This window comes from Streptococcus sp. 27098_8_82, from assembly GCF_041431615.1.
Classification (GTDB): Bacteria; Bacillota; Bacilli; order Lactobacillales; family Streptococcaceae; genus Streptococcus; species Streptococcus sanguinis_K.
The window spans coordinates 51152-64026 of sequence record NZ_JAPVYB010000006.1 but is presented as its reverse complement, the minus strand read 5'-3'; the positions used below and the strand labels follow the sequence as shown (position 1 = coordinate 64026).

Sequence of the window (12875 nt, the reverse complement as noted above, 5' to 3'; positions counted from 1 at the left end):
GTAATGAATAAGGAAAGAGAGGCGAGGAAGTATCTTCGCCTCTTATCTGTGAGGAGGTGTCGTCATATCGCAACGATTGTTGAATTGGTGAGGGAGGTTATTGAACCAGCCATTTTGGCCCCCTATGAATTAGTTGATATTGAGTACGGAAAGATGGGCGGAGACTACGTTCTCAGTGTCTTTGTAGATAAGCCTGAGGGCATTACGGTCAATGATACAGCGGATTTGACGGATATTATCAGTCCGCTCTTGGATCAAATCAAGCCAGATCCTTTCCCAGAACAGTATTTTCTGGAAGTGACCAGTCCTGGCTTGGAGCGCCCGCTCAAGACCAAGGAACAGCTAGCCGATGCAGTCGGCAGCTATATCCATGTCAGTCTCTATAAGGCTGTTGACAAGCAGAAAGTCTTTGAAGGCACCTTGCTGAGCTTTGCAGAGGATGTTCTGCACATGGAATATCTGGACAAGACTCGCAGAAAAGAAGTCGAAATTCCCTACAGTCTGGTTTCCAAAGCCAGATTAGCCGTTAAGTTTTAGCCGCAGAAGCAATATAGAAAAGAAAGGAACACTTTTGTTTCGGCAAAAGTCACATGAAAATGAGTAAAGAAATGCTAGAGGCCTTCCGCATTTTGGAAGAAGACAAAGGAATCAAGAAAGAAGATATCATTGACGCAGTGACTGAGTCACTCCGCTCAGCCTATCGTCGTCGCTATGGTCAGGCAGACAGCGCAGCTATTGAGTTTGACGAAAAGTCAGGAGATTTCCGTGTCTATACTGTTCGCGAAGTCGTGGACGAGGTCTTTGACAGCCGTTTGGAAATCAGTCTCAAAGATGCCTTGGCTATTAGTTCAGCCTATGAGTTGGGAGACAAGATCAAGTTTGAAGAAGCGCCAGCTGAATTTGGCCGTGTCGCTGCTCAGTCAGCCAAGCAAACCATCATGGAAAAGATGCGCAAGCAGACCCGAGCAATTACCTACAATACCTATAAAGAGCATGAAAATGAAATCATGTCAGGAACGGTGGAGCGCTTTGACAATCGCTTTATCTATGTCAATCTTGGTAGCATTGAAGCGCAGCTATCGAAACAAGACCAGATTCCTGGCGAAGTCTTTGCCTCTCACGATCGTATCGAAGTCTTTGTTTACAAGGTAGAAGACAATCCTCGTGGCGTCAATGTCTTTGTCAGCCGCAGCCATCCTGAAATGATCAAGCGCTTGATGGAGCAGGAAATCCCTGAAGTCTATGACGGAACTGTAGAAATCATGAGCGTTTCACGGGAAGCAGGCGATCGGACCAAGGTAGCGGTTCGCAGCCACAATCCTAATGTGGATGCCATCGGTACAATCGTTGGACGCGGTGGAGCCAATATCAAGAAAATTACTAGCAAGTTCCATCCTGCCAAATACGATCCCAAGAGTGGCCGTATGGTACCAACTGAAGAAAATATCGACGTCATTGAGTGGGTAGCAGATCCAGCTGAATTTATCTACAACGCTATTGCTCCTGCAGAGGTTGACCAAGTTATCTTTAACCAAGAAGATAACAAGCGGGCTTTGGTTGTTGTACCGGACAACAAGCTTTCTCTGGCTATCGGCCGTCGCGGACAGAACGTACGCTTGGCAGCTCATTTGACAGGCTTTAGAATCGATATCAAGTCTGCCACAGAGTTTGAAGAAATGGAAGCAGCCAATGAACTGGGCGGATTTGCTCAGGAAGCAGAAGAAATTCTTGCGGATGCAGATGTTCTAGAGACAGAAGTTTCAGCAGCAGAAGCAACAGACTTTGACGCAGCTGCAGAGGAAACTGTACTAGAAACAGCTGGTTTAGAAAGCGAAGCTGAAGAACTAGACTAAGGGGGCTGGAATGGCAAAAACAAGAAAAATCCCTTTAAGAAAATCAGTGGTGTCCAACGAAGTGATTGACAAGCGTGATTTGCTGCGGATTGTCAAGAACAAGGAAGGTCAAGTCTTTATCGATCCGACAGGCAAGGCCAACGGCCGTGGAGCCTATATCAAGCTGGACAATCAAGAAGCTCTTCAAGCTAAGAAGAAGCGGGTCTTTAACCGCAGCTTCAGTATGGAAGTGGATGAGGCTTTCTATGATGAGTTAATCGCTTATGTCGATCATAAGGTCAAAAGAAGAGAGTTAGGTCTTGAATAAAGAGAAACTTGCAAATTTGCTGGGACTGGCTCAGCGGGCTGGCCGCATCATTTCTGGTGAGGAGCTGACCGTCAAAGCTATCCAGGAGGGAAAAGCACATCTGGTCTTTTTGGCCCAGGATGCAGCTCCTAATCTCAGCAAGAAAATCACTGATAAAAGTCGTTACTACCAAGTAGAAGTATCAACCGTGTTTTCAACACTGGAATTAAGCTATGCCATTGGCAAGGCCAGAAAAGTGCTCGCCGTGACAGATGCTGGTTTTACAAAGAAAATGAGGTCTCTTATGTAATAGAAGAGGAGGACAAGATTTGTCTAAAGTAAGATTGTATGAAATCGCCAAAGAACTGGGAAAAGAAAGCAAGGAGGTAGTGGCTCGTGCTAAGGAGCTGGGATTCGATGTCAAGAGTCATTCATCCAGCGTAGAAGCTGATGCTAGTGAGCGAATCAAATCCAGCTTCAAGAAAGCAGCCGCACCTCAAGCTGCTGCAGAAAAGCCTGCAGCAGCTCAGCCATCACCGCAAAAAACTCCTGCCAAAGAGGCAGCGCCAGTCAAGGCAGAACAGACAGAAGCAAAAGCAGCTGCTAAGCCAGAAGCGAAAGCAGAAACGGTAGCGCCTGTCAAGCGCCCGCAAAGCCGGAACTTTAAGGCAGAGCGTGAAGCGAGAGCCAAAGAAGAGGCAGAACGTCGTAAGCAGCAAGGCAACCGCAAACCACAAAATAAAGAGCAAGGCAAGCGTGAGGACCGCGATAATCGAAATAAGAATCGTGGAAATCGCAACGACCGAGATAGGGGCAATCGTCCAAATGACCGTCGCGATAATCGTGGTCAAGATGGCCGCCGAAATGGTCAGAATCATCAAGGATTTAACGGTCAAAACCGCCAACAGCCTCAAGGACCGAAGATTGACTTTAAGGCCCGGGCAGCAGCTTTGAAAGCAGAGCAGAATGCTGAATACGCTCGCTCAAGCGAGGAACGCTTTAAGCAAGCTCAGGAAGCAAAAGAAGTGCTGGAACGGCAAAACCGCCGCAAGGAGCAGCCTAAGGCAGAAGCACCTGCACCAGTTCAGCCTGCACCAGCTCCATCTGCTCCGGCAGCGAATCCAAACCCAGCGCCAGCTGCTGTGGATACGCGTCGTAAGAAGCAAGCTCGACCAGATAAGAAGCGCGATGATTTTGATCGCGAAGAAGAAGGTCCAAGAAAACAACAAAAGAATCGAAGCAGTCAAAATCAAGTGAGAAATCAAAGAAATAGTAATTGGAATAAAAACAAGAAAAATAAAAAAGGAAAGGGCAACAATAATCAGGCACCAAAACCTGTTACAGAACGTAAGTTCCATGAGTTGCCGACTGAATTTGAATATACAGACGGAATGACCGTTGCAGAAATTGCAAAACGGATCAAGCGCGAGCCAGCTGAAATTGTCAAGAAACTCTTTATGATGGGCGTAATGGCAACGCAAAACCAATCTCTTGACGGCGATACTATTGAGCTCCTCATGGTGGACTACGGTATCGAAGCTAAGAAGAAGGTAGAAGTTGACACAGCTGATATTGAGCGCTTCTTCGTAGAAGAAGGTTATATCAATCAAGATGCCTTGGTAGAGCGTCCACCGGTTGTAACCATCATGGGACACGTTGACCACGGTAAAACAACCCTCTTGGATACCCTGCGTAACTCTCGCGTAGCAACAGGTGAAGCAGGTGGTATCACTCAGCACATCGGTGCTTACCAGATCGAGGAAAGCGGCAAGAAGATTACTTTCTTGGATACGCCTGGACACGCGGCCTTTACTTCTATGCGGGCCCGTGGTGCCTCTGTGACGGATATCACTATCCTGGTCGTTGCGGCTGATGACGGTGTTATGCCGCAAACGATCGAAGCGATCAATCATTCCAAAGCCGCTGATGTCCCAATCATCGTAGCCATCAACAAGATTGATAAGCCAGGAGCGAATCCTGAGCGCGTGATTGGTGAATTGGCTGAGCATGGCGTCATGTCAACAGCTTGGGGCGGAGATTCTGAATTTGTCGAAATCTCAGCGAAATTCAATCAAAATATCGACAGCTTGCTGGAAACAGTCCTCTTGGTGGCTGAAATTCAAGAGCTCAAGGCAGATCCGACTGTTCGAGCGATTGGTACAGTGATTGAAGCCCGTCTGGATAAAGGAAAAGGTGCTGTCGCAACCCTTCTGGTTCAACAGGGAACTCTGAATGTTCAAGATCCAATCGTTGTTGGTAATACCTTCGGTCGGGTTCGGGCTATGACCAATGACCTGGGCCGTCGCGTTAAAGTGGCAGGACCATCTACGCCGGTTTCTATCACTGGTCTCAATGAAACTCCGATGGCTGGTGACCACTTTGCGGTCTATGAAGATGAAAAAGCTGCGCGTGCAGCCGGTGAAGAGCGTGCCAAACGTGCCCTTCTCAAACAGCGTCAAGCTACTCACCGCGTCAGTCTGGAAAATCTCTTTGATACCCTCAAAGCTGGTGAAGTTAAGTCTGTCAATGTTATCATCAAGGCTGATGTACAAGGTTCTGTAGAAGCCCTGTCTGCTTCCCTGCAGAAGATTGAAGTGGAAGGCGTTAAGATTACCATCGTCCACTCAGCGGTTGGTGCTATCAATGAATCTGATGTGACACTGGCAGAAGCTTCAAATGCCTTCATCATCGGATTTAACGTTCGTCCAACATCTCAAGCTCGCCAGCAGGCAGAAGCTGATGATGTTGAAATCCGTCTCCACAGCATTATCTACAAGGTTATCGAAGAAATGGAAGATGCCATGAAGGGAATGCTGGATCCAGAATACGAAGAAAAGATCATTGGGGAAGCTCTTATCCGCGAAACCTTCAAGGTTTCCAAGGTTGGTACTATCGGTGGATTTATGGTTATCAATGGTAAAGTTACCCGTGATTCCAAGGTTCGTGTTATCCGTGACGGCGTCGTGATTTACGATGGGGAACTTGCCAGTCTCAAGCACTTCAAGGATGATGTTAAGGAAGTTACTAACGGCCGCGAAGGTGGACTCATGATTGATGGCTACAATGACATCCAAGTAGATGACACGATCGAAGCCTATATCATGGAAGAAATTAAGAAATAAGATAAGAAGTAGGTTAAAAACTTGCAGTGAAATCATATTTGGTGGAAGTTGATACTTCTAGTTCCACATCTTTTTCACAAAGAGTTTAGAAGAAATTTCATTCATTAAAACTAAAATATAAGCTAGGCCTAGCCTAGCTTATATTGCAGAAGAGAAAAATTAGAAAGGAAATCTCATGGCAAATAATTTTCGTACAGACCGTGTAGGCATGGAAATCAAGCGCGAAGTCAATGAAATCTTGCAGAAGAAAGTTCGTGACCCGAGGGTGCAGGGAGTGACCATTACCGATGTCCAAATGCTGGGCGACCTATCCATGGCCAAGGTCTACTACACGATTATGAGCAATCTGGCCTCTGATAATCAAAAAGCTCAGACTGGTCTTGAAAAAGCGACTGGTACCATCAAGCGAGAGCTGGGCCACAATCTGAAAATGTACAAGATTCCAGATTTGACCTTTGTCAAGGATGAATCTATCGAGTATGGTAATAAAATCGACCAGATGCTGCGCGATTTAGATAAAAAATAAAGCAGAAACTCAGCTGTCATGGCTGGGTTTTCTGTTTTTTTTATTTAATATAACAATTTTTCGCAAAAATAGGTATATACCATTTACAAATAAAAAAGAAAGAGTTATAATATAGTCAAGAAAACTCAGAGATTCAAAAGCGGGAGTTAGAAAGCAGCTATAGAAAGATGCTAGCTCTATCACAGACTTCCACTTTGAATGGCCGAGAATATAGCATTCAAGAACAAGGGAGGCAGTCTTATGCCTACATATATCAAAGCAGATCAATTTTTCTATCCTCAGGGAATCCGTCATGGCGGTTATTTAGAGCTGATTGACGGCAAGTTTGGCAAGCTGGTGCAGTCTGTTCCGCAGGATGCAGAAGTTATAGATTACAGCGGCTACTCAATTGCGCCGGGTCTGGTGGATACTCACATTCACGGCTTCGGCGGTGTTGATGTCATGGACAATAACATCGAAGGAACTCTTCATACCATGAGTGAGGGTCTCTTGACTACCGGTGTGACCAGCTTTTTACCCACAACTCTGACCTCATCCTATGAGCGACTCTTAGCAGTCACTGAAAATATCGGTGCTCGCTATCAAGAAGCCAGCGGGGCCAAGATTCGCGGTCTCTATTTTGAAGGGCCTTATTTCACCGAGAAGTATAAGGGTGCTCAAAATCCAGCCTATATGAAAGATCCTAGCATGGATGAGTTTCGTGCTTGGCAAAAGGCCGCAAATGGCTTGCTCAATAAGATTGCTCTCGCGCCAGAACGCGATGGCGTTGAGGAATTTGTCCGTACGCTGACTGATGAAGGCGTGACCGTTGCTCTGGGGCATTCTAACGCAACCTATGATGAAGCCAAAGCTGCGGTCGAAGCAGGTGCCAGTGTCTGGGTGCATGCTTACAATGGTATGCGGGGCTTGACTCATCGGGAGCTAGGCATGGTTGGTGCCATGTATGAACTACCTCATACCTATGCGGAACTGATTTGTGACGGCCATCATGTGGACCCTAAGGCCTGTGACATCTTGCTTAAGCAGAAGGGACATGAAAATATTGCTCTCATTACTGACTGTATGACCGCAGGAGGTCTTGAAGATGGTGACTACATGCTGGGAGAATTTCCAGTGGTTGTGGCCGAAGGAACAGCTCGACTCAAGTCAACGGGCAATCTAGCTGGCTCTATCCTCAAACTCAAGGACGGATTGAAAAATGTGATCAAATGGGGCATTGCCAATCCTCATCAGGCGGTTATGATGGCTAGCCTGATTCCAGCAAAATCAGTCCATATTGATGATGTCTGCGGACAGATCAAGGAAGGCTACGATGCTGACTTTATCGTTTTAGATAAAGATTTAGAGCTGGTAGCTACTTATCTTGATGGTCAAGAACGATTCCATGTATGAGAACCGCAGGTATTTTAAATTAGTCTCCTTATATTTTTCAGAAAGAGCAGGGCAACCTGTTCTTTTTGATTGGCAAGCTACTTGATAGCCTTCTCCTAGATTTGAATTGCTTTCTTAGGCGTGATATAATGAGACTATAATGTAAACAGGAGTAGGCTATGAAACGAATTGATGCGAAATTTCTGATAATGGGACTTGTTTTGCTGCTGGCGGGACTGATGTTTGGACGAATCTTAATCCTTGTCGCAGGAGTTGCTTTCATTATCTATAGCTTTTTCAGTAAAGGCATGGAGCCGACCAAGGAAAATATCTTCAAACCCAAGCCAATACTGAAGAAAAAGGAAAAGAAGTGAGCAGTTCTACTCTTGTGAACACTATAGCAGCTGCCTTGCTGGAGGCAGTAGATGGAACTTGTAAAGGAGACATGAGATGAGAGAATATCTTTTGAACAATGGTGTTGGCATTCCGGTGCTGGGCTTCGGTACTTGGAAGGCTCAGGATGGCGAAGAAGCCTATCAAGCAACATTAGCCGCTCTCAAGGCAGGCTATCGGCATATTGATACGGCAGCTATCTATAAGAATGAAGAGAGTGTCGGACAGGCAATCAAGGACAGCGGCATTCCGCGGGAGGAGCTCTTCATCACGACTAAGCTTTGGAACGACAACCATACTTATAAAGAGGCTCAAGAGGCCTTTGCTGCCTCAATGGAGCGGTTGGGACTGGACTATCTGGACCTCTACCTCATCCACTGGCCTAATCCCAAACCCCTGAGGGAAAACGATGCTTGGAAAAAGCGCAATGCCGAAGTCTGGCGTGCCATGGAAGACCTCTATAATCTTGGTAAGATTCGAGCGATTGGCGTCAGCAATTTCCTGCCTCATCACTTAGAAGCCTTGCTTGCAACAGCGCGCATGACTCCTGCTGTCAATCAAATCCGCCTGGCTCCAGGTGTCTATCAGACAGAAGCGGTGAACTTCTGTCGTGAGCATGAGATTTTACTGGAAGCTTGGGGACCATTTGGTCAAGGTGAGCTCTTTCAAAATCCAGCCGTACAGGCTGTGGCAGATAAGTATGGCAAGACCATTGCTCAAGTCGCGCTAGCTTGGAGCTTGCAGGAAGGCTTTCTGCCCCTGCCTAAGTCGGTCACTCCGAGCCGGATCGCCAGCAATCTAGATTGCTTTGACATCAAGCTAGATGATGCGGACTTGGAAGTGCTTAAAAATATCAGCGGTTTGGCCGGTGGCGCACCAAATCCGGATGGGATGGATTTTTAGGTGAAAATCCGATTCTATCGAAGTTCAGATAGAGAAGCATTGCTGTCTTACCATTTAACCGACTTGAGATTTACCAGCTATCCTAGCCAGGCTGTCGCTGATTTAGAAAATCGCTATGCCATCTTGGGTCTTGAAGAAGATCAAATCGTAACCTTTCTGATCTTGGATGCTGGAGAAAAGAAGTTTGCTTATGGCGGTCAGCCAGATAGCCTGCTCCTTCGTAGCTTTTCAACGGATGAAGGCTTTCGGATGCGAGGATACGGTAGTCAGACCCTGAAGCTCTTGCCTGATTTCATAAGAGAGCATTTGCCTATGTATAAAAGCATCATACTAGGCGTCAATGAGAGAAATCAAGTAGCTTCCTATCTCTACCGAGAGACTGGCTTTAGCAAACAGCCCCAGCGCATATTAGGACCAGCCGGCTGGCAGGAAGTGTATGAATTAAAAATATAAAAGTATCCCCAGTTTAAAAAGAGCTGGGGATTTTTATATCTACTACCGGAAGAAACTATAAAACAAGGTGCTTCTGTGCTATAATAAGAGGTGTAAAATGAGACCAATATCCAACGAAATACTAAGATAGGGGAATTAGATGAAGAAGAATCAAGAATTGGAAATCGAAGAAGTAGCTGATTAATATTGTATTTCTATTTCGTTTTGCAGTTAACTTGTTATTAATCTCTTTATCTGTAAAGATATCTATGTTATACTTAGGCTATAGATTTTCATTTATCTAGTAACAACCATTTTTATAAAAGAGGTACCATTTTGAATTTTAGTTTAGCAAATAAAATAAGAAAAAAAGGACTTAATTATTGGGATTTTAAAAATGTAACTGCTTCAGGTATTCATAAAATTAGTGCGTATCCAGCTACAATGGTACCTGATATGCAATATGAATTGATTAATTTAATTAAAAGTGAAGATTCGTCCATTGCAAATATTCTTGATCCATTCCATGGCTCTGGAACGACACTAGTAGAGGGCGAAAAGAACAACCTTTCTCCTATTGGCATAGATATTAACCCTTTAGCTAATCTTATTACAAAAGTTAAGTTACAAGGTGTTAATAAACAGTATATCCATGTAGCAAATAAAAAAATTGAACAATTTTTAAAAAATAGCGATTCAGAGTTTGACAAACACTATTTTTATAATATAGAAAAATGGTATCGTCAAGACTTTATACTGACGTTTAGTAAAATTCGTTGTGCTATCCAGAGAGAAAAATATAGATATGTAAGACAGTATTATTGGGTGTGTTTAATTAATATTTTAAAAAAGTATAGTAATACACGAAGTTCGACGTTTAAATTGCATATAAAAGAGCAAAGCTCTATTGAAGCGATGAAAAATCATATCATTATTGATTTTTTAAAAAGTATTAATGTTTACTTTCAATATTTACCTGACTATAGTAGAAATAAAAAAATCAATTTACAGATAGGAAAATCTGAAGAAATTTTATTTGAAATGAAGAATAATTCAGTGGATTTGATTGTTACTTCTCCTCCGTATGGAGATAATTCAACTACTGTAACATATGGACAGTACTCTATGCTACCGATATATTGGATTGATAGGAAGGATTTGGAGGTTTTTTCTGAAAATTTAATAGATAATTATTCAAGTATTGATTCAAATAGTTTAGGTGGATCTGGCAAAAGAAATAAACAAAAGTATCAGTCACACTATTTATCAGAGTATCTTGAAAGTATATCCCAAGATAAGCGAAAAAAAGTGGAAAATTTTATAATAGACTATTTGGAAGTGATGGCGCAAATGGGGCGTGTCTTAAAAAAGGATAAGAGAATAGTTTTAACCTTGGGCGACCGACGTGTTGATAATAAGGTGGTACCATTGTCAAGTATTACACAGGAATATTTTGAAAATAATGGTTTTGAGTTGGAAATTTCTATTACACGTAATATACCTATAAAGAGAATGCCGAGGCGGGTTTCTAAGGTGAAAGACAATTCTGTGGAATCAATGAATCAAGAATATGTCTTGATATTAAGAAAAATAAAGGAGATTTAGATGTCTAATAATGTTGAACAGGTACCTATTACTGTAGCAGGTAATATATTGAGTGAATTATCAGAAAAAATTCCGAATAATATTATTGCTCTAAATGAGTTAATAAAAAATGCGTACGATGCTTGTTCTCCTAGTGTCGATATTACATTGGATTCGGAATCTAGACTACTTACAATTCGAGACTACGGAATTGGTATGGATACGGAGGGAATTAAAAAATTATTCCACATATCAAGTAGTGATAAGCATTATGGAGAAATTATTTCTTATAAGGACACTAAACGCTTAACTCAGGGGTCAAAAGGTTTGGGATTTTTATCTGTTTTTAGATTTGGGAAAAAAGTATATTGGAAAACAGCTCAAAATACTCAGATCTCAGAGTTTACTGTAGATTTTGATTCTTTGGTTACTGAATATAATATAACAGATAAGCGTTTAGATGTTACTCTTTCAAGTTCAGGTGATTTTATAGGTACATTAATCCAAATTGAAATCAATGATTATAATGTCAATACTTTAAAAAGGTATCTTAGTGAAGAAGTTAATCGAAATAAAATTTTAAATTCTTTTATTGATGATAAAATATCTGACGGAAAAATTTCTGCCGATAAGAACTTTATTATAAAACTTAATATAGATGGAGAGATTAACTCAACCGATTATGAAATTCAATTACAGACACAAAATAAGCCTCAGCAGTTATTTGAAATAAATTATTCTTCGTCTAATCAAAATCTAGTCTTTAGGAAAGATGGTAAGGATATCTTTTCTGAAGAATTTAGTTTTAATTCAGATAGGTATTCTCTTGATATTAATTTAGCTGCCTATTATCTCGTTTCAAAAGGAAAAAGTAAGATTAACTCTTTATTCTATAATCCTACTAATAATAACTTAACTCCTTTAATTTATATCAATAATAATTTATTTAACAACTATATGTTGTTTGATACTGAATTGATGGCTACTAAAAAATATAGTGAAGTATTAAAGCAATTAATTGGTTATATTTCGATTAAATCTAGTGATTCATCAATACAGTTTAATTCTGATCGGACTCAATTTTCTCAGAGTGAGTTAACTGATGAGATTGCTCATTTCATTGAAAAATTAAATGAAGAAATTCAGAGAATTGGTGCTTCGTTGAAAAATGAATTAAGAGATTTTTCTTCCAAAACATTTATTCAAAATAGGATACCCGAAGAAGAAACTTCTAATCCTGACAATCTTAAAAAATATATTAAACCAAATTTTAAATTAAAAGATTCTTTAATTTTTGAGAAAAAAGGAAATCAATTAAAATGTACTCTATTTGATAGGGAAGTTCTACTAGATATCATTCCAAAGGTTAAAGAAACAAAAGATTTAGGAACAGTTGAATCGTGGATTGGTATAGATTACTTAGATAAAAAAATTGCTAATTTAAATAAATTAATAGTAGCCTCAACTGAAATTCGATTTAATGGTGACAAAGTTAATGAATTTAATAAAAATCAAGAAGGAGAATGGATTGTAAAAAATGAGTCGGAAGATCAAATTGAGATTTTGAAAATTATTTTAAAAGAACCAATACAGCCTAAAATCAATCAAAAGGAGAATATTCTCAAGAAGGGGATAGATTATAATATTGATGATTTATTCACTTTTACAAATAGTTTTGGTAATGAAAAGGGTGAAGGTATAAAACCTGATATTAATACAAAAAATAATCCCACAATTAATTTTAATAAGAGTAAGAGAGTAATCAATTTTGGTCGTTTAAATGAAAATACAATTTCAATTAAAATAACAGATAAGAAAACAGGGCTTATTCATGAGGCTGATTTTACGTTTAGAGTAGTAGAGGATAACTTTTATATTGCTCAACCAGAATCTTCTAATAGGGATTTAGTTAGTATGCCTATAAACAAAGAAGTTAACTTTAGGTCAGATGTTGTCAGTTTTATAGGAGAAATTAATCGAATTTTTAGGACTGAAGATTATAGTTTTGTAGCAGTTGCTGCTTATCGAACGTTAATTGAAATTGTTGTAAATGATATTTTGGATAACAATAAAATAGGTAAGACAGAAAGTTTATTGCAAAACTATAGAAAAGTAATTGAAGAAGGAAAAGGTTTGATTGATAGTAGTGAATTAGACGCCGCGGATAAACGAACTTTGAATTCTTTACGTAGCACAATTAGTTCTAGAGATGAAAGTGAAAGCTTTTTAGCATTTCTTAACCTGTCAACGCATGGGGGAACTAGAATTATAACAAAAGTTGATGTAATGAAAAAAACACAAGAATTAAAATTGCTATTGGGCTTACTATATATTTCAGAAGCTGATAAAAATAAATAATTGATTTCCCTGGTTGTTAAAATTGATACATCCCATAACAAACCAAT

The 12875-nt window shown here is 40.8% G+C and carries 12 protein-coding genes; all 12 read left to right on the top strand.

Annotation, left to right across the window (positions count from 1 at the left end):
- Positions 1–48 precede the first annotated feature (48 nt).
- Positions 49–537 (top strand): ribosome maturation factor RimP, encoded by a 489-nt coding sequence (gene rimP / locus O3627_RS09425; RefSeq protein ID WP_312022704.1) that lies wholly within the window; start codon positions 49–51, stop codon positions 535–537.
- A 59-nt stretch (positions 538–596) separates the two neighbouring features.
- A complete protein-coding gene (gene nusA, locus O3627_RS09420; RefSeq protein WP_223323966.1) occupies positions 597–1853 on the top strand; it encodes a transcription termination factor NusA in 1257 nt (418 codons plus the stop codon).
- 10 nt (positions 1854–1863) lie between these two features.
- Entirely contained in the window at positions 1864–2160 is a 297-nt protein-coding gene (gene rnpM, locus O3627_RS09415; RefSeq protein WP_002893558.1) for an RNase P modulator RnpM, read from the top strand.
- Positions 2153–2449 carry a YlxQ-related RNA-binding protein gene (locus O3627_RS09410; RefSeq protein ID WP_101771730.1) on the top strand — a complete coding sequence of 99 codons (297 nt, stop codon included), beginning with the start codon at positions 2153–2155 and terminating at the stop codon, positions 2447–2449. The genes rnpM and O3627_RS09410 overlap by 8 nt, the downstream gene beginning before the upstream one ends.
- A gap of 19 nt (positions 2450–2468) precedes the next feature.
- The gene (infB, locus tag O3627_RS09405) at positions 2469–5261 is read left to right on the top strand and encodes a translation initiation factor IF-2 (protein ID WP_101771729.1); all 2793 of its coding nucleotides are present in this window, start codon (positions 2469–2471) and stop codon (positions 5259–5261) included.
- Between the two features lie 175 nt (positions 5262–5436).
- On the top strand, positions 5437–5787 hold the full coding sequence (rbfA, locus tag O3627_RS09400; protein WP_002908941.1) for a 30S ribosome-binding factor RbfA: 351 nt from the start codon (positions 5437–5439) through the stop codon (positions 5785–5787).
- Between the two features lie 240 nt (positions 5788–6027).
- Positions 6028–7179, top strand: a complete 1152-nt coding sequence (gene nagA, locus O3627_RS09395) for an N-acetylglucosamine-6-phosphate deacetylase (protein ID WP_343092076.1) — start codon at positions 6028–6030, stop codon at positions 7177–7179.
- A 158-nt stretch (positions 7180–7337) separates the two neighbouring features.
- On the top strand, positions 7338–7532 hold the full coding sequence (locus O3627_RS09390) for a hypothetical protein (RefSeq protein ID WP_002896920.1): 195 nt from the start codon (positions 7338–7340) through the stop codon (positions 7530–7532).
- Positions 7533–7608: 76 nt separating this feature from the next.
- A complete protein-coding gene (locus O3627_RS09385; RefSeq protein ID WP_002908129.1) occupies positions 7609–8454 on the top strand; it encodes an aldo/keto reductase in 846 nt (281 codons plus the stop codon).
- The gene (locus tag O3627_RS09380) at positions 8455–8907 is read left to right on the top strand and encodes a GNAT family N-acetyltransferase (protein ID WP_002908131.1); all 453 of its coding nucleotides are present in this window, start codon (positions 8455–8457) and stop codon (positions 8905–8907) included.
- A 315-nt stretch (positions 8908–9222) separates the two neighbouring features.
- On the top strand, positions 9223–10491 hold the full coding sequence (locus tag O3627_RS09375) for a site-specific DNA-methyltransferase (protein WP_260468099.1): 1269 nt from the start codon (positions 9223–9225) through the stop codon (positions 10489–10491).
- Positions 10492–12828 carry an ATP-binding protein gene (locus O3627_RS09370; RefSeq protein WP_101771724.1) on the top strand — a complete coding sequence of 779 codons (2337 nt, stop codon included), beginning with the start codon at positions 10492–10494 and terminating at the stop codon, positions 12826–12828.
- The last annotated feature ends 47 nt before the right edge of the window (positions 12829–12875 follow it).

Bases quoted from the DNA above. Each gene is read 5' to 3' on its own strand.
- rbfA (WP_002908941.1), top strand. From the start codon at position 5,437: ATGGCAAATAATTTTCGTACAGACCGTGTAGGCATGGAAATCAAGCGC.
- O3627_RS09370 (WP_101771724.1), top strand. From the start codon at position 10,492: ATGTCTAATAATGTTGAACAGGTACCTATTACTGTAGCAGGTAATATA.
- nagA (WP_343092076.1), top strand. From the start codon at position 6,028: ATGCCTACATATATCAAAGCAGATCAATTTTTCTATCCTCAGGGAATC.
- O3627_RS09390 (WP_002896920.1), top strand. From the start codon at position 7,338: ATGAAACGAATTGATGCGAAATTTCTGATAATGGGACTTGTTTTGCTG.
- O3627_RS09385 (WP_002908129.1), top strand. From the start codon at position 7,609: ATGAGAGAATATCTTTTGAACAATGGTGTTGGCATTCCGGTGCTGGGC.
- nusA (WP_223323966.1), top strand. From the start codon at position 597: ATGAGTAAAGAAATGCTAGAGGCCTTCCGCATTTTGGAAGAAGACAAA.
- rnpM (WP_002893558.1), top strand. From the start codon at position 1,864: ATGGCAAAAACAAGAAAAATCCCTTTAAGAAAATCAGTGGTGTCCAAC.